This is a genomic window from Stieleria marina, from assembly GCA_007741555.1.
GTDB lineage: Bacteria > Planctomycetota > Planctomycetia > Pirellulales > Pirellulaceae > K23-9.
The window spans coordinates 2,068,508-2,086,414 of sequence record CP036526.1 but is presented as its reverse complement, the minus strand read 5'-3'; the positions used below and the strand labels follow the sequence as shown (position 1 = coordinate 2,086,414).

Annotated in this window: 13 protein-coding genes; 7 read left to right on the top strand and 6 right to left on the bottom strand. The window is 55.6% G+C overall.

The genetic code is table 11. The features are described 5' to 3' along the window. Window positions 1-4: 4 nt before the first annotated feature. Window positions 5-958, bottom strand: a complete 954-nt coding sequence (locus K239x_RS07345) for a polysaccharide deacetylase family protein (protein WP_145417128.1) — start codon at window positions 956-958, stop codon at window positions 5-7. A gap of 255 nt (window positions 959-1,213) precedes the next feature. Here K239x_RS07345 and K239x_RS07340 point away from each other — a divergent pair, with 255 nt between their 5' ends. Then, window positions 1,214-2,374, top strand: a complete 1,161-nt coding sequence (locus tag K239x_RS07340; protein WP_145417127.1) for a glycosyltransferase — start codon at window positions 1,214-1,216, stop codon at window positions 2,372-2,374. Between the two features lie 64 nt (window positions 2,375-2,438). Here K239x_RS07340 and K239x_RS07335 read toward each other — a convergent pair whose 3' ends face one another. From K239x_RS07335 to K239x_RS07325, 3 genes are read right to left on the bottom strand one after another with little or no spacing between them, the layout of a single operon-like run. Continuing rightward, the gene (locus tag K239x_RS07335) at window positions 2,439-3,317 is read right to left on the bottom strand and encodes a hypothetical protein (RefSeq protein WP_145417126.1); all 879 of its coding nucleotides are present in this window, start codon (window positions 3,315-3,317) and stop codon (window positions 2,439-2,441) included. A gap of 34 nt (window positions 3,318-3,351) precedes the next feature. Then, window positions 3,352-4,128 (bottom strand): SDR family NAD(P)-dependent oxidoreductase, encoded by a 777-nt coding sequence (locus K239x_RS07330; protein WP_145417125.1) that lies wholly within the window; start codon window positions 4,126-4,128, stop codon window positions 3,352-3,354. A 15-nt stretch (window positions 4,129-4,143) separates the two neighbouring features. Continuing rightward, window positions 4,144-4,608: a ferritin-like domain-containing protein gene (locus K239x_RS07325; RefSeq protein WP_145417124.1), complete on the bottom strand. Its 465-nt coding sequence runs from the start codon at window positions 4,606-4,608 to the stop codon at window positions 4,144-4,146. Between the two features lie 477 nt (window positions 4,609-5,085). Here K239x_RS07325 and aceE point away from each other — a divergent pair, with 477 nt between their 5' ends. The 3 genes from aceE (at window position 5,086) to K239x_RS07310 (ending at window position 11,160) form a co-directional block, all read left to right on the top strand. After that, on the top strand, window positions 5,086-7,821 hold the full coding sequence (gene aceE, locus K239x_RS07320) for a pyruvate dehydrogenase (acetyl-transferring), homodimeric type (RefSeq protein WP_145417123.1): 2,736 nt from the start codon (window positions 5,086-5,088) through the stop codon (window positions 7,819-7,821). Window positions 7,822-8,013: 192 nt separating this feature from the next. Beyond that, the gene (locus K239x_RS07315) at window positions 8,014-9,414 is read left to right on the top strand and encodes a 2-oxo acid dehydrogenase subunit E2 (protein ID WP_145417122.1); all 1,401 of its coding nucleotides are present in this window, start codon (window positions 8,014-8,016) and stop codon (window positions 9,412-9,414) included. A 108-nt stretch (window positions 9,415-9,522) separates the two neighbouring features. Next, the gene (locus tag K239x_RS07310; RefSeq protein ID WP_145417121.1) at window positions 9,523-11,160 is read left to right on the top strand and encodes an ABC transporter permease; all 1,638 of its coding nucleotides are present in this window, start codon (window positions 9,523-9,525) and stop codon (window positions 11,158-11,160) included. Between the two features lie 11 nt (window positions 11,161-11,171). On the opposite strand, the gene K239x_RS07305 is transcribed toward K239x_RS07310, so the two are convergent. Together K239x_RS07305 and K239x_RS07300 are read right to left on the bottom strand one after the other, a co-directional pair. Then, window positions 11,172-12,716: a HEAT repeat domain-containing protein gene (locus K239x_RS07305; RefSeq protein ID WP_145417120.1), complete on the bottom strand. Its 1,545-nt coding sequence runs from the start codon at window positions 12,714-12,716 to the stop codon at window positions 11,172-11,174. 165 nt (window positions 12,717-12,881) lie between these two features. Further along, on the bottom strand, window positions 12,882-14,345 hold the full coding sequence (locus K239x_RS07300; protein WP_145417119.1) for a hypothetical protein: 1,464 nt from the start codon (window positions 14,343-14,345) through the stop codon (window positions 12,882-12,884). Window positions 14,346-14,505: 160 nt separating this feature from the next. Here K239x_RS07300 and K239x_RS07295 point away from each other — a divergent pair, with 160 nt between their 5' ends. The 3 genes from K239x_RS07295 (at window position 14,506) to K239x_RS07285 (ending at window position 17,858) form a co-directional block, all read left to right on the top strand. Beyond that, window positions 14,506-15,858, top strand: a complete 1,353-nt coding sequence (locus K239x_RS07295; RefSeq protein WP_145417118.1) for a nickel-dependent lactate racemase family protein — start codon at window positions 14,506-14,508, stop codon at window positions 15,856-15,858. 50 nt (window positions 15,859-15,908) lie between these two features. Continuing rightward, window positions 15,909-16,451: an NUDIX hydrolase gene (locus tag K239x_RS07290; protein ID WP_145417117.1), complete on the top strand. Its 543-nt coding sequence runs from the start codon at window positions 15,909-15,911 to the stop codon at window positions 16,449-16,451. Between the two features lie 348 nt (window positions 16,452-16,799). Next, window positions 16,800-17,858 carry a DUF1559 domain-containing protein gene (locus K239x_RS07285; protein WP_145417116.1) on the top strand — a complete coding sequence of 353 codons (1,059 nt, stop codon included), beginning with the start codon at window positions 16,800-16,802 and terminating at the stop codon, window positions 17,856-17,858. The last annotated feature ends 49 nt before the right edge of the window (window positions 17,859-17,907 follow it).

The window sequence follows — 17,907 nt, the reverse complement described above, 5'->3', positions numbered from 1 at the left end:
ACGTCTATGAAGGTTGTTGCAGGGGAGTGGTGGTGGGCAAGCAATTGATCGGGGCCGCCGGAGTGGCTTCATTCGATCCGATGCTGCGATCTTGGTAGTAGTCCAAGGCGGCTTGAACAGCCGGTCCCTGGGTTTCCAGTTTGTATTTTTCTTTTCGCACGTGGCGTGGATCAAACGTGACCGCATTGCGGATGCGTTCTAGTTCGGGGTCTCCGTGGCAGCGTTGCAAATGAAACGAGTCTTGACCGGGCTTGTTGTAACCACCGTAAGCACTGACGACCGCTTCGACACCGTCGGCTCGGGCCATCGCTGCGGCCGCGTGATTCAAGTTGGTTTTCAATCCGTACGGAAAGGCGAAGTAACGGATTGGCAGCTTCAAAAGTTCCGCCAGTTCGCGTCGGGCGAGCACAATTTCGCCGTAGATGTCGGCGAAATTGTAGACTTCGCCTAGATTGGGATGAGTCCGGGTGTGGGCACCGATTTCGATTCCCTGGCCTGCCAAATCCTTGAGTTCGTCGATCGTGTTGACCGGAAAGTCGTAACCCGCTTTGGCATCATGTTCGAAGGGCCGCTGATTGGAGGTGTGATCGAGCGTGACGAAGTAGGTGCAAGGGATCTTTCGTTCGATCAGCAGCGGAAGAGCTTCGTCGCAGTTTTCGGCATATCCATCATCGAAGGTGATGTGCATAGCTGGACGCGAATTGCCGTTGTCCATGCGGCGTCGCAGTTCATCCATCGACACCATGTCAAAATTTTGTTCCAGCCAATCGATTTGCCGACGAAATTGCCGATTCGTCATCGACCACGCCGTCGGATCTCGGTCAGCGACGCGGTGGTAATACAGCATCATCAAAGGAGTCTGACGCTGCTGCCGCGCGGCATGGGCGCACCAAAGCCGGTAGGGAATCGTCGCGCGTCGAAAGACGCCGAAAGCGGCAGTTTTCAGGTAATTGGACATGAAAGTTCAGGAATGTTCCAGCAACGCTGCGAGTGTAGAGCTTTGGTGAAACGTAGGTTCCAGCTGGCAACAAGCAAATATTTTCTGCGAAATCACGTCGCAAGCACGCCAAGCACTGGGGTGTGACGTAGCGTTGGCTGTACGCCGCCGGTGCGCCCGTCCTGGACCACCAGCAGCGATTTCCATTCACTGCTGCGCAATTCACTGTTGTCGTCCAGGCAACTGTTTCATCCAACCATCTGCACCGTTTCCCGCATGTCGACCAACACTCACCTAAACAGCGCAGTTGCTTTTGCGGCACCCATCGTGGTTCCTCCGACAACGTTGCGTGTATTGCAGGTCGTCAACGGGCAGTACTACGCAGGTGCAGGACGGGTGCAAGATCTACTGGCCATGCACTTGCCAGAATTTAATTGCGAAAGCGATTTCGTCTGCGTCAAACCCGACGTGTTTCCGGCCAAACGTCAAAGTCAGCGATCCAAGTTGCACGAAATCCCGCTGCCTCACCCTTGGTCCAAACCGGCGATCGCGCAGATCGCCGACGTGGTCAACAATGGCGATTACGACGTGATTCACTGCCATACACCACGCAGCAGTTGGGCAGCACTCTCGGCCGGGCAACTGACCGGACGTCCGGTGGTCCACACAATGCACGACGTCTTCTTTTCGCTCGGTGGAAACATCACCAAGCGTTTGCAAAACAGATACTCCATTGCCCGATTGCGGGACGCCGACTTCGTGACAACCGTTTCCCCCGAATCCATGCGACTGGCCGAAGAACTTGATCTTGGCAAGACACGCCGCATGATCGCCAACGGAGTGCCCAAAGCATCGCCGCCAATCGAACGGACTCGTCCTGCGAAAGAGTGGACGCTTGGAATCGTCGGCCTGATTCGGCCCTGCAAAGGCATCGAAATTTTGATTCGCGGTGTCGGGGAACTTCGCGATCGAGGCTGCGACGTAAAGCTAGTGGTCGTCGGGACGTTTTACGAAAACGAATATGAGCACGAGATCAACGAGCTGGTTTCATCGTTGGATGCCGAACGTTTAATCGAGTTTGTGGGTTTCACCAGCGACGTGCCTGCTCAGCTGCGGCGTCTGGATTTGTTCGTCATGCCCAGCGTCGGCCCCGAGGGTTTGCCGATGGTACTGCTTGAAGCGATGGCACACGGACTTCCCGCGATCGGTTCCGACGTTCCGGGCATTTCCGATACCATTCGGCACGGCCGAGACGGTTTGATTTTTCCTAACCGCGACCACGCGAAACTGGCGGACGCGGTCGAATCGTTCATCGACGGCCGAGCAGACTACCTGCAAATGAGCCGGACCGTGCAAGCACGCCACGCTGCGGAATTCTCTGCTTCGCGCATGGCTGGCGAATTCGCAGACGTCTATCGCGAAGTCAGCCGCGGATAGAGCAACGCGTTTTAAAGTCACGCAAGTTAGGTTGCAACGCGTTGGCCGGTTTCGACCGAGGCGCCTACGGGGTCAATGCGTCTGCTTGGTCCACCTGCCGTGCCATGGCATGCTGGCGAGCAATCAACATCGGAACAATCGTCAGCGACATTTGCAAAGTCGTCACGCCTGCGAACCAAAACCCGTTGAAAAGCAACGGGGCAAAGGGAGACAAAACCAGATAGACGATGCCGCCCATCGGCGCGACGAAAGCAAACGTCATGACGCGCGAAAGCAAGCTTGCGTTGCCGAGCGAAATTCGAATCGCGGTCAGTGTGATTGCGGCAGTACCGGCGCCGCCGACCAGTAAAACCAACGCCAGCACAATGCCTGAGCTGAACGGAGGCAAAATTCGCAAGGCGGCCCAAATCAAAAGCATCATCGTGGCCACAACCAACCAGCCAAGTACCGACAGAACATTGGCGTTGGCGAACGAACGCGGCGACAGATTCGGATCTGCAATCGTCTTGCCCATGAATCGCTGAACCGCAAATGCAACGGCCAGGAATGCCAACTGCGCGACGTGCACCTGCGCCATTTGCCACAGCAAGAAGCGGTCCCAGAAGAACATACCTGCGACAAGCCCAGCGATGCAGAGCATCCCTGCGAATCGATGGCCCCAATTCAGCGTCCCTGCAGCAAACCAAATCGCTAGTAGCCCCACCAACGCCGCGGTAATCGAAAAAACAAACATCAATCCGACGGTCGGGTCATCAAACGACGCACTGATGCTCAAGTGCCAGCACAGCGACACGATGGCGACGATCAGGTAGGCGCCGATGACGAGGATCAGCTTGATGGCCAGATCGCGTGAAAACCCTGCCAGCAGCCTATCTTGCATCGTCAACGCACCAACGGGAGGTTGATACGGGTTGACGTTGGATCGGGAGACTTCTTTGGCCATGCTTTCACTGCTGGCTATTGGCTTTCACTACTGGCTATTGGTAGGTGCGATTCCAACCGCCGTTGACGTTTAGCGTTTGCCCTGTCGCGAAGGTGTTCGCCGGATCCGCGAGATACAAGATCGCTCTGGCAACGTCTTCGACACTACCCCAGCGATTCATCAACGCTTGTTCTTTGGCTCGCGCATCCCAGTATTCGCCCGTGGATTCGCCCCACTTGGTCTGTATCCAGCCTGGCGCGACGGTATTGATTCGGATCAACGGCGCGACTTCTTGTGCCAGACTTTTCGCAAACGCCATCACGGCCGCTTTCACCGGACCAAACATTTGTCCGGCGTCGCCTTCCATGCCCTCGGGTGCTTGGTCCCATCCGATGAAAGTCATTGAGGGTGGTTTCGCAAGTCGCTGAGAACCAATCCGAATCGCGACTTTACGCGACAACGCAATCGTGCCCATCACGTCGACGGCCATCAACCGCTGCAACTTGGTGTCGAAATCTGCATCCGCAATCTCGCCGGTCAAAACATCCAAGCCTGCGTTGTTGACCCAAGTGTGAATCAGGCTCAAATCTTTCCAGGCAAACTCAATCAGCGCATCACGCTGCGCTGCATCGCTCAAATCTCCCGAATGCACGACGGCTTGGCTGCCCGCTTCACGAACCCGCTCCGCGGTTTCGTTGGCACCGTCCTCATTACGATGAAAGTGAATCAGCACACGCTGCGCACCGGCCTTCGCCAAAGCGATAGCGGTCGCCTGGCCGATGCCGCTGGAGGCACCGGTAACGACGGCATTTGTGTTGGCAAAGGATTTCACAGCGGAAATATCGCTCTAGGCTTTTTCGTATTCTTTCAAGAACCCAACAAACTCGCGGCGATGATGCTGCTCGTCCGCCAACAGCGTGATGCACATGTCTTGGGTGACATAGTCGTAGCCATCACACAGCTTGATGATTTTGTTGTACTGATTGATCGCAGCTTCCTCGGCGTCGATCACACCTTTGATTACGGTCACCACATCAGTGGTATCCGCTGGCGGCTGCAGAGTGGTCTGTCCGGCAGAAAACTGCTGACTGCCCGGCACGACGCCGTCGATGGTTTTGATCCGGTTTGCGATTTGGGTCGCATGGTTCATCTCTTCGGTGACATCTGCTGCCAGCGACTTTTTGATTTCTTCGGCACGCACGCCGTCCAGATTCACACTGTTGGCCAAGTAGTTCAGAACCGTCTCCAGCTCCATCCAATAGGCCTTGATAAGCTCGGCGACGATTTCGCTGTCTTTGTTTTCGTCTGTCATCTTCGTGTCTTCTCGAACGTTTTAGGGGAAAGTCACAATGCGTGATGCTTGCTTGGGTGCCTCATTCGGAGGCGGTCGCTGCTCGTTTCGAATCTGCCTTTGAAGCAGTTTAACGGGACTTCAAGGACGGCTTGATTCGCAAAACGGGAGGCACGCCAACGGTGTGGCAACTTAAAGGGGGCAGAATTAACCTACATTCGCGTCGCCCTTGCCGTTTTTGGACGTCGGAGGCTACTCTATAGGCTTCCCTGAATTACCTTAAATCGCCTAAACGGCCAGCGAATCGCCGACGAATGGACACCTCGACGCCTCTGCGTCGCCTGTCACGTCGACGCTCATTGGCGTTCGGCTCGTCGCCTTTCGCGTTTGCTATCGCATCGCACCTAGCGTCCGAGTTGGCAAGTTGCGTCCGAGTCAGCACATTGGTGCTCCGGCCCGACATGTCCTGTTATGACGGCACTTACACAAGGAAACAATATGTCGGACTCCAAAACGGTCGCCCAAGCTGAAATCGAAAATCAAATCGGTGAGCTTCAAAAAGGAGATCAGCCGGTCGATATCGATGTGGCAGAAACTCAAGAATGGCTCTCTTCGCTTGACTACGTTTTGAAGAGCAAAGGAGCGGATCGCGTTCAATTTTTGATCGAACAGCTTCGCGACCGCGCTGCCGAAGAAGGCATCCAGTGTGCCGAAGACACAATCACGCCGTACGTCAACACGATTCCTGCCAAGGATCAGCCGGCCTTTCCAGGCAACCGCGATCTGGAACGTCGTCTAAAATCCATCGTCCGCTGGAATGCGATGGCGATGGTCGTCCGAGCCAACAAGCGTCCCGGCGGCGTCGGCGGTCACATCAGTACGTTCGCTTCGAGCGCGACGCTCTACGAAGTCGCGTTCAATCACTTTTTCAAAGGTCGCGGCGAAGACGGCTACAGCGGCGATTCGATTTACTTCCAAGGCCACGCCTCGCCCGGCATGTACAGCCGAGCGTTTTTGGAAGGCCGTATCAACGAACAGAACCTGGAGAATTTTCGTCGCGAACTCGAAGGCGGCGGTGGACTGTCCAGTTACCCGCACCCCTGGTTGATGCCCAATTTCTGGGAATACCCCACCGTATCGATGGGGCTGGGGCCAATCATGGCGATCTACCAAGCTCGCTTCAATGAATACCTAAACGATCGCGGAATCAAAAACACCAAGGGCCAGAAGGTCTGGGCGTTTCTAGGTGACGGTGAATGCGACGAACCCGAAACACTCGGCGCCATCGGATTGGCTGCTCGCGAGCGGTTGGACAACCTGATCTTTGTCGTGAACTGCAACTTGCAACGACTTGATGGACCGGTTCGCGGAAACGGCAAAATCATCCAAGAGTTGGAAGGCATCTTCCGCGGTGCCGGATGGAATGTGATCAAAGTCATCTGGGGTGACGACTGGGATGAACTTTTGGCCAAAGACGTAACAGGATTGCTGGCCAAGCGCATGAACGAAGTCGTTGACGGACAGTATCAAAAGTACGTCGGCATGCCCGGCAGTTACATCCGCGAACACTTCTTCGGCAAGTACCCCGAACTGCTCAAATTGGTCGAAAACTACAGCGACGAAAAGCTGGAAAAACTGAACCGTGGCGGCCACGACCCAGAAAAAGTCTATGCCGCTTACAAAGCTGCGATGGATTCCGACAACGGTCGCCCGAACGTGATCCTGGCCAAAACGATCAAGGGCTACGGATTGGGCGAAGCCGGCGAAGGACGGAACATTGCTCACAACCAAAAGAAGATGAACGAGCAAGAGCTGCTGGAATTCCGAACTCGCTTTGGAATCCCCATCAGCGACGAAGAAGTCGGCACGGCACCGTTTTACAAGCCGCCGGCAAACAGCGCCGAACTGACGTACATGAAGGAACGCCGCGAGACCCTTGGTGGTAGCGTTCCGAGTCGTCCGACCGAGCATCCCAAATTGGAAGTGCCGTCGCTGGACACATTCCAGAAACTGATCGACCGATTGGGCAACGGCAAGAACTGCAGCACAACGTTTGCTGTCGTTCAAATGCTGATCGCTCTTTGCCGTGACAAACAAATCGGCAAATTCATGGTGCCAATCGTTCCTGACGAATCGCGCACCTTCGGTATGGAAGGCATGTTCAAGCAATTCGGCATCTACGCGCATGCGGGCCAACTGTACGAACCGATCGATTCGGCAATCACGTTTTCTTACAAAGAAGCCCAAGACGGCCAGATCTTGGAAGAAGGCATCACCGAATGTGGTTCGATGAGCAGTTTCAATGCTGCGGGAACCGCTTACAGCTGCCACGGAGTCAACATGATTCCGTTTTACATCTACTACAGCATGTTCGGTTTTCAGCGCGTCGGAGATTCGATCTGGGCCGCGGCGGACATGCGTGCCAAAGGATTCTTGGTCGGCGGTACTGCCGGACGAACGTCGCTTAATGGCGAAGGCCTGCAACACCAGGACGGCCACAGTTTGCTGAATGCAATCGCCTTCCCGACCGTTCGCGCCTACGACCCTGCGTTTGCTTACGAAGTCATCGTGATCATCCAAGAAGGCCTGAAGCGGATGTTCCAAGAGGGCGAAGAATGCATCTATTACATCACCGCCGAAAACGACGCCTATGACCACCCTTCGATGCCCGAAGACTGTGCCGAAGGGATCGTCAAAGGCATGTACAAGTTCCGCAGTCGCGACGTGAAATCGGCCAAAGCTCGAGTTCAACTTTTCGGCAGCGGTGCTATCCTGAACAGTGCTCTGCGAGCCCAAGAAATCTTGGCCGACGACTATGGAATCGCCAGCGATGTTTGGAGCGTGACCAGCTACACCCAACTGCGACGCGAAGCAGCAACGTGCGAACGCTGGAACATGCTGCATCCAACCGAGACTCCTAAGAAAAGCTACTTGGAAGAAACACTCGAAGGCGTCGAAGGTCCGTTCATCTCGGCGAGCGACTACGTCAAGGCACTCGGCGAACAGCTCACACCTTGGATTCCTGGCGACTACTATTGCCTGGGAACCGATGGCATGGGCCGCAGCGAAACCCGCGAAGCTCTGCGACGTCACTTTGAAGTCGATGCAGAATCGATCACGCTTGCAACGCTTAGTCGTTTGGCCAAAGCCGACGTGTTTACTGCCAAAGACGTCGCCAACGCGATCAAAGACTTGGGTTACGACGCGGAAAAAACAAACCCGTACTTCGCCTAACGGCTTACGATAGCTGGACCAGACTTTCGCTCTGCTCTCCGACCAGGAGAGGCATGCCAGAGCGAAGCGAAGGCATTCCAGTACAGAGATTCCCCTCGCTTCGGCGAGCCCCTCTGCAAAAGAGGGCAACACCTTGCTTCTCCCTTCACCGAAGCACGTCCAACCAACCTCCACGCAACTTCACTTATCAATATGGCAACCGAAGTAAAACTTCCTGAATTGGGCGACGGTATCGAATCCGGCGATGTACTTGAAATTTTCGTCAGCGTTGGCGACGTGGTCAGCGAAGGCGACGACATCGTCGAAATGGAAACCGACAAAGCAACGGTCCCCGTGCCAGCATCGGTGGGTGGCAAAGTCAGCAAGATCTCGGTAGCCGAAGGCGACACTGTCCCCATCGGTGGCGTGCTGATCGAAATCGAGGCGACCGAGGGCGCTTCGGCTCCTGAACCGTCCACACCAGCTCCCGAAAAAGCAGCCGAACAAGCTTCTGAACCGGCTGCTCAAACACCTCCTCCGGCAGCTGCGTCCGCTACGCCGCAGCCAGCCGCTCCAGCACCTATTTCTCCGCCGCCTGTATCTCCAGCCCCCGCTACTGCGGCACCTGTCGCAGCAACATCGACCGAAGTCATCCCGGCCGGACCTGCGGTTCGCCGGTTCGCTCGCGAAGTCGGCGTCGACTTGGCCAGCGTTTCCGGATCCGGCGAAGGCGGGCGAATCACTCGCGAAGATGTGATGGCTGTCGTACGCAATGCCAACGAAGCTCGGACTGCTGGCGGAAACAGTACTGCTGCAAAGCCGACCGCTGGCAACGCGGCAGGCGCTGCAAAATCGGGCGCGTCGACCTCCGGCGCACCGCGTCCCGGCACCGCCGATGCCGATGACTTTGGGCCGATTTCTGTCGAACGGATGAGCAAAATCCGCAAGACGATTTCGCGTCAGATGCACACCAGTTGGTCAACCGTTCCACGCGTCACCAACTTCGACGATGCGGACATCACCGACCTGGAACGTCTGCGCCAAAGCAGCAAAGAAGACTACGCCGCGCAGGGGCTGAAACTGACCACGATGCCGTTTTTGATCAAAGCGATCGCCACGGCTCTGCGTCACCACCCGTCGATCAATGCGATCATCGACGAAGAGAACGAACAGATTATCTACAAGGAGTACGTCAACGTCGGCATTGCGGTGGACACCGAACGCGGACTGGTTGTTCCTGTGATGCAGGACGCCGACCGGATGGGTGTTCCGGAAATCACGCGTTCGCTAGCCGAAATGGCGGGCAAAGTTCGCGGCGGACAGTTTGGCGTCAACGATCTGAAAGGCGGAACGTTTACGATCAGTAACCTGGGTGCGATCGGCGGACAGTATTCCACGCCAATCGTCAATGTTCCCGAAGTCGCCATCTTGCTGGTTGGCCGGTCACGCAAGTTGCCTGTCGTCATGCCCGATGATTCGATTCAGCCACGCCTAATGATGCCGCTCAGCCTCTCTTACGATCACCGCTTGGTCGACGGAGGCACTGCTGCAAGATTCCTCAATGACGTGATCGGATACTTGGAAGCCCCCAGCCGATTGCTGCTGGCTCTTTAGTCTGCCGCGTACAGGTAGCCACGTGCAAACAGCCCTTGCCTGCGTTTGTTCTGCTAAACTTTCGTCGACGCCCCATCGTTGCAACGATCGTTTCAGAACAAGCGCGCCATGTACATTTTTGAAAACCCGGTCCTTCAGCGTGAACTGCTGGTCAACTTAAGGACCAACCGCGCGTTTCTGTTGCTCGCCGTGTACCAGCTTTTACTCGCTGGTGTTGTTCTCCTGGCCTGGCCAAGTGCCCAGCGATTGGATCTGACCAGCAACCCGCCATCGGCGACCAAGCTGGTCAACCTTTTCTTCCTGGGCCAATACGTCATCGCGTCTTTGATGGCCCCCAGTTTTGCAGCCGGTGCAATCACCGGAGAAAAAGAACGCAAAACCTACGAGATGCTGTTGGCCAGCCCACTGCGCCCCGGCGCAATCGTGCTGGGCAAAATGGTTGCCTCCCTGACTCACTTGGGCATGCTGATCCTGGCATCGCTCCCCATCATCGTGCTTTGCTTGCCGCTGGGCGGTGTCAGTTTGTACGAAGTCCTTGCGGCCTACATGGGGCTGATTGTTTCCGTCATCTTATTCGGAGCGATTGGCGTTTTCTGCAGCAGCTACTTTTCGCGAACCAGTAGTTCGCTGGTTGTCAGCTACTTGGTGATTTTGCCGTTGGTAATCCTGGCGGTAATGTTTTGGCAATCGCTGGAAGGCGACGGCGAACTGCGACTGAAACTGGCGGTGTTGGTCGTACCAGCGTTTTTGCTGTCCGCCGTGATTCTGATGTGCGCCGCCGCAGCGGGCCGCATGCTCTACCCACCGGACGTTGGGAGCGAAGGCAAAGAAGTCATCGACCTAGAGAAAGAGGCCGAAGAAGCCGTCGGGTTGGTCATCCAGCCGGACCAATTTCCGGATCGACTCTTTGCACCACCCAAAAAACAAGAGTTAATGCCGGATGGTTCCAACCCTGTCTACGATAAAGAAATTCACAGCGAGATTTTCAGCCAAGGCACGCTGATGCTGCGTCTGGTCATTCAGATCAGCATGCTATTGGCGATTCCCTTGATGGGAGTTTTTCTGTTTTGGCAAATCGAAAAAGCACCCTGGTTTCCCGTCTATGTGATCGTGTTCAACATGTTGGTCGGCCCGGTGTTTTTAGCCGGCAGCATGACCAGCGAACGCGAACGGCAAACGCTGGACCTCTTGCTGACGACTGTACTGACACCGTTCCAGATTCTGTCGGGAAAGTTTGTCGTCGGGTTCCGCATTTCCGCAGTGCTGACATCGTTTCTGCTTTGGCCGCTTGTGCTTGGCACACTGCTTAATCGCGTGTTCTATTCCAACTGGGCCAGCGTGTTGGGCATGTTTGCGATCGTGCTGATGGTCTGCCTGGTCAACGCAACCATTGCATTGGTTTGCTCTCTGTACCAAAAGAAGACTTCGATCGCGTTGCTGAGCACGTATTCGGTGCTTTTGCTGCTGTATGTCTTGCCACCGGCGATGATCGCATTGATGACGATTCTGGAATTTGATCCATCCAAAATTGTCAGTGCACAGTGGTTTGGCGTGACCAGTCCGTTTTCGGCACTCTTTGCGTTGCCGTTGGATGCGCAGATGAAGCAGGATTTTGACGACAAACCAGTCAACATCGGCAACTTGAAAATCGTATTCGGCTACTTCGCGTTTAGCGTCGGCCTGCTGGCGGTGTCGGCTGCGGCGATGTTTATCCGACTGAAGTCTCGTCGCGGTCTGTCGGAATAGCGACCGGAGACCTAACGCAGGTTCAAAATGCGGCGAATCTTAAGCACGATCTTCTGATCGGGTTCGTCAATCAATCGCAGACGCAGCTCCTTGCGAACCTGCGGATCAAGCATCCGACCGAGGGCATCGACGGCGGCTAGTTTGACTTCGCGAGTGTTGTCTTGCAGCATCAGCAGCAGCCAAGGTCGTGCATCAATGGTTTGCTGATCAACAAGCTGCCGGATCAGTTCGACCCGGTAGGCAGCGTCCGAAGTAGCGATCGCCACGGCCACCGACAGTTCAGTGTCGCTGAAACCTCGATGCAGCAGTTCCGCCTTGGCCTGCTGACGCACTACTTCCTGCGGACTTCCCAGCACTTTGATGATCGACACAGTGTCAATCGAATTCCAGTTTCCTATCGTAGCCCGTTCACCCGCAACTTGTTCGGCGGCAACCTGTTCAGACGCAGATTCGATTGCCAACGTTTGGTCCGCCGGCTGAACGAAACCACTTTGAGCGACAATGGGATCGCCGCCAAGCGTTTCAGCTGACGTCAAACGCACGCCCGATTCGGGCATTGGCTCTGGCTGGATCTGTCGTTCTGGCTGAGCGATAGCGCCAGCTGCGATTGCCGTGGGAAGCGAAAGACTTGCCTGCGCGACTGGCTCCTGCGCGACTGGCTTCTGCGTAACTGGCTCCTGCGCAACTGGAATACTGGCCATCGGTGTTTCCGCAACTGTCGCTGGAGCCACGCTCATCGATGCGGCCACCGGCATCGTGATCGCGGATTCGCGTGAACGGACATCGGTGATGCTGATCGATGGAAACGAAAGTTCATCCTGTTCTGCCATCATTGATTCCGCTGCTACCGTTTCAGGTTGCAGCACGGTCGGTCGCTGTGGCGGCCAATCCGTCCAAGATTGCCCGTCCGACGCAACACTCAGGGGCAACGGCTGTGGCACGCCAGATGGCATCTTCATCGAAACGGACTTGGAATCGTCAAACGCTTGCGTCGCATTCCGCCCGGCATGGGAGAGACTAGCCAAAGCATTGTTGGCGGCTTCAAAGATTTGCCTCGAAGCGTGATCGGTTTCATCAACACATTCAACGATCGTTTGGTTCAGCAAATCGGCTGCCCATCCCTGCTGTTCCTCTGGCAGTCGATTCGCGGACTTTCCCACCGCGTTGACCAACGCTAACTGACGCGGTGCGGATTCGGCCCTGGGCATGGTTGTCCACTGAGCCTGCAGGTCACGAATCAACGCGATCGTCGCATCGGACACTTCTGAATCCGGATCGGCAAGTCCAGCCATCAAGGGTTCAATCCCGGGGAGACCTAGCTGCGAAAGCTGAACCAATCGAGATTGTTTCTGCTGAGAGTCCAGCGAATCAAACCCTTTGCTCAATCGATTTGCTAACCAGCCAGGACCACGACTGGTCACGACAAGCAACACGACCAAAGCAACCACCGTGACGGCAAAGACCTTGGCGGCTGACACCAAGCGTGGTTTTTCCCATCGGCGTGCCGAATCGGGCGCAAACGGGTTAGGAAGGTCCGATAGGTCGCGCTTGTTCATGGAAAATCAGAGAGCAGGGTATCGATTGGAAACTGCAACAGAATGCTGATCGCGGGAAATCAACAGCGAATTGTCGCGAGCGACCCGATCGCAGAGCAAGATCATTTGAAACACCGTAAAACGCCGCATTTTTCGATCACGAACGGCGATTCACCGAAATCGATTTCAGTGTTGCTGCTGTCGCGCGACTTCAGCATTCAAAACTGATTGGTAGGTCGATTCGTCGCTCTGCCACTGCGATCGTAACCGGGCGGGTACATCCACCCCGTCAATGAGATCGCCAACGACTCGGCCCAATCGAGCGATTGAATCAATCGAAACGCTATCTTGGATCCATACGATTCGGGCGTCACGACTGATCACCACCAATTGCCCCGACGCGGCGCCGACGGTTTGCTGCACAGTGACACCCGTGTCGACTTCGGCGTCGATAAAGAGTGGGGCAGGGCAGTCACGGGGCAGCCGGCGAAATGCTGTTTCGTCGGTCACGATTCCAACGGCAACTTTTGTCCGCATGTCTGCAGGCATCGCGACCGCCCATTGAATCAGATTCGCCGCCGACACCAAATCCGAGGGGCGATCGTTGGCAAACAACAAGAGAGTGAAGTCGACGCCATCGATCCCGCGGTGCGTCATCGTAATTCGGCCGCTCTGATCACGAATTTTGAACGATGCCAACCGCGTGTCTAGTGTCTCCGATGGCTGATCCGGCGGCAGCGGAATGAAGTGACTTACAAACCGAGGCAATCGAGGCAGCGGCTCCAAGGTCGGCTGGTCTTGTGGCGATTCGAACGTTGCGCCAGCAAGATCAAGCGTCAAGCGTATTGGGCTGGATTCGCTGGCATCACCCGCTGTCTGATACCGCACCGGTGCACGCAGCGACGGCAGCTGAACCTGACGTATCACTCCGCTTCGTTCCTCGATCGCAAATCGGTAAGCATCCTCGTCGGCTTGCACCACCACGACGACACACTCTTGTTGTTCAAAGGTGACCGGCTTTCCAAACGCGATTTGGTACGGCCCGTCAAAAAGTCGCTCCATCGGCTCAGCCGCAAACAACCATTCCAACTGAGGAGGCGGCCCCGCCAATCCTGCCGCGATGCGTTCTCGGAGCACAGTGTCGGACAACATCGCGTGAATCGCCGGACGCCCGGATTGCGAATCCGTCCGCACGACTTGTGAGTCAAAATTTCGGGTCGTCGGATCTGTGATCCACGCGGTCAGATTCTGCGGCGTGCTTCGCAGATGAACATCGTACGCATTGAGATAAAGCGAATCGCGATCAAACCAAACGCTTAGTGGAGCCACTTCGCTTTGAGTCTTTCCACCCGAGCGATAATTCAATCGAACCTGCCCGCGGTCGCGATAAGATTCGGCGTTGCGGTATCGAGAAAACACCGAACGCAGAAACTGTTCGGCATTCATTCCCTGATGTTCCGTGAGGATGGAATCTTCACCCACCCGATCCGATTGGCGACCGCACCCGATTGTTAGCACCACGGAAAGCACCACCGCCAACCATCCTGATGCAACGATCACGCAGCGAAATGGCCGCTTGGATTGGGGACTGCGAATCGTGGCAGATAGCGGCGGAAGTAAGGCGATCACAGGAATGTCGATCAAAGGCATGGAATGCGTCAGAAATCCAACCGCACTAGCATCACACAGTGGCAGGCGGATAGGCCCACACTTATGCAGACTAGCTCAGCGTACTAAAACAATAGGGTGGGTCACAATCGCAACGAATTGCCCAAACTGAATCTACCTTTCTCTACGACGCTCAATCAGCATGAATCCGGAACCTTCCCAACAAGTTCGCGTGAATGATCTGACAGCATCGCTTGAAGCGAAAAAGGTGTGGGAATTTGATTCTGGCACAAAAACGGTCTGCAAAGATGTCGCTGGCCAAACTCACGCCACGCTTCAATCTCCCTTAGGCTTTCCGTCTATCGAAGCCGCGATTGTTGCCGGTGATCGGGTCGCGTTGGCGGTCGATCCGAATGTGCCACAGATCGCCGAAGTCATTGTCGGCATTTTAAAAACGCTCGCCATGTCCGAAGCCGGCGATATCGATATCGTGCTTTGGGACGAAGCGTCCGATGCCACGATCACGGCGATCAAGGACGTGGCAGGCGAAACAGTAAGCGTTCACAAACACAAGTCGTCGCAACGTGATTCGCTCCGGTACTTAGCCGCCGATGTCGAAGCGACGCCCATCTATCTCAATCGCCTGCTAGTCGACGCCGACTTTGTATTGCCAGTCGTGTCATCACGCCAGATTGATATCACCGGCGATCGTGATCTGACCGGCGTGTTTCCTGCGCTGGCTGATTCGGCGACTCGACTGCGGCATCAACGACGCGTGATCGACGCCGCAGCGTCCCAGAACGAAGAAGAACTGCAAATCCCTTGGCTCCTAGGCGTGCATTTGATCGTGGCAGTGACGGCAAATGATGACGGGGTCGCTGGCGAAATCTTGGCAGGCACACCGGATGCAATTCGCAAACAACTGGCCAGCAAGAATCCCGCAAACGATCAATTTACAAAGGGGCAAGCGGCAACATCGCAAAACGCCAGCGAGCCGACCAAGGGCGATTCGTTTCCGCCGCTTGCGGACTTAGTCATCGCATCGATTGACGGCGATCAGCAACAGCAAACGTGGGCCAATGCCGCACGTGCGTTGGCAGCGTCAAGCCGTCATGTTTCTGACGAAGGGACGATCGTTTTGTGGACGGCGATCGACGAACCGCCTCGCGGAATGCTGGCCCGCTTGGACGATTTTGACGAACCGTTTTCGCTACTCGATCAACATGTGCAAGAAACACAGGGCGATGAGAACGAAAACGATTTTCCGCTCTGGGATGCACAACTCGGCGCCGCATCAACTTTCACTCGAGTACTGGCTGAACATCGAGTCGTATTGCGAAGTCTACTGACAAGAGAGCAGATCGAACCGCTCGGCGTCGGTGTGATCGCAGATCAATCCGAACTCACGCGGTTAAGCCAATCGTTTGTAACCTGTGGAATCATCCGATCGGCACAGTTCGCTGACGGAGCCGTTGACGCTCCTCACCTAAGCGGTACGTCCGACCAAAGTGACGCGCCCAGCGCTGACGATGATGCGGTTGCCGACACAGACTGACGACGCCTTGGTTGCTGCCTATCTGAAATATCCCCCATGCACCCTTTGTCATGACGACCGAATCAAATCCAATTGAGTCCGTCTACCGCTTCTGTCCCAGATGCGGCGCGGAGTCACGGGACGTCGGCTCAGTTCCCTTTCGATGCCATTCGTGTCAGTTCTCATTGTTCTTTGGTCCGGTGGCTGCGGTGGGCGGACTGGTCGTCGATGCGGAGCAACGGTTGCTTTTGGTACGACGATCACGTGACCCTGGCAAAGGTTTGTGGGGACTGCCGGGCGGTTTCGTGGACCGTGACGAGAATGTCGAAGAAGCATTGGCTCGCGAAGTCATCGAGGAAACGCAGCTAGTCGTAACCAGCAGCAAACTTCTGATGACTGGCCCCAATCAGTACAACTACCAAGGCGTCGTTTCGCCGGTGATTGACTTGTTCTATCTTTGCGAAGTCGCCGATTCGACGGTGATCAACTTGGCTGCCGACGAGTTGGACCAATTTGTCTGGGTCCAGCCGGGACCGGAGTACCTGGAGTCGATGGCGTTTGAATCCAACCGGCGAGCCGTCGAATTCTGGCTCGCATCGCTCAAACGGCGGTAGCCACCCCCCGCCTCTTTCTGTGGAATCTGCGATAAATGCCATGATTCCTCGGAATAACAAGGCTTCACTCCTTGAATCCACCGTCGCTTCCGGGCAAACTTTGCTGAGAATGGTTCTCAACACCAGCAAGCTGTTTGCTTCGTAACGTTGATTACCACTCACCGACTACGCAGCAAGCCAGAGTCGCGTTGATCCCGTGTGATTTCACACCGGCGGTGCTACACAGCACCGCACTGATCACGTTTGATTCCCAGCCAGCCACGCATCGGCCATGCCATCCGCGTTCAAGTCGAACGCACATACTTCTGTCTGGCATTCCCGTTTTTCCGCTAGCGATCTGGTATCGAAATGAATTTGCTGAAACTCACTCACGGAAACACGCGACGCCCAGTCCAAAACGGATTGAAGTCCCAACGCGGATTTACGCTGGTCGAACTGCTCGTGGTGATTGCGATCATCGGAATTTTGGTCGGCCTACTGCTTCCTGCCGTTCAAGCAGCTCGCGAAGCCGCGCGTCGAATGAGCTGCACCAATAATTTGCATCAAGTCCTGCTGGCGGTTCACAACTACGAATCAGCCTACAAACGGACTCCGCCTGCGTGGACGCAACCTGCTCTTAGTGGCGATGGCTGGTCAGCCCAAGCACGCATCCTCCCGTTTGTCGAAGCCGTTGGCCTGTCCTCCAGTATCGACTTTGCGGCCGGATATGGCGCATCGACGATTCACGTGGACGGCGAAGACATCAAGGTTTCCAGCTTTCGAGTTCCGGTTTACCTTTGCCCCAGCGATCCACAAGGCGACCAAGAACGTTTTGATTCCAACGGCGACCCGTACCATCATCCGCTGAACTATGCGTACAACGCTGGTCCGTGGTTCGTCTACAACCCAAACAATCAAACGGTCGGTGAAGGTTCTTTCGTGGCCAACCGCATGTCGCGTTTTCGCGACGTCCTAGACGGCCTATCCAACACACTCGCCTTTTCCGAAGTCAAATCGTGGCGTCCGTACTATCGTGACGCTGAAACATTTGGTTCGATCGACATGCCAACCGAACCAGTCGAAATCTGTGCCTTGGGAGGATCATTTAAATCCAACTCGGGACACACCGAATGGGTCGATGGCCGAGTGCATCAAAGTGGTTTCACGACGACGTTTTCGCCAAACAAAAAAATCCTTTGTCCCGTCAGTGGAATCGAACATGACGTCGATTTCACCAACATGCGAGAAGGCAAAACGACAACGGCGCTCACCTACGCTGCAGTCACATCACGTAGCTTTCACCAAGGCGGGGTCAATGCTTCGTTGATGGACGGGTCCGTGCGTTTCGTGTCTGATTCTATTGACATGAAAGTGTGGCAAGGCATGTCGACGCGAGCTGGCAACGAAATCGTCGCCGTGCCGGAATAGGCGTGCGAACGGGATGACTCCCCGTGACGCCCCCCTCTAGCTTGCCGAC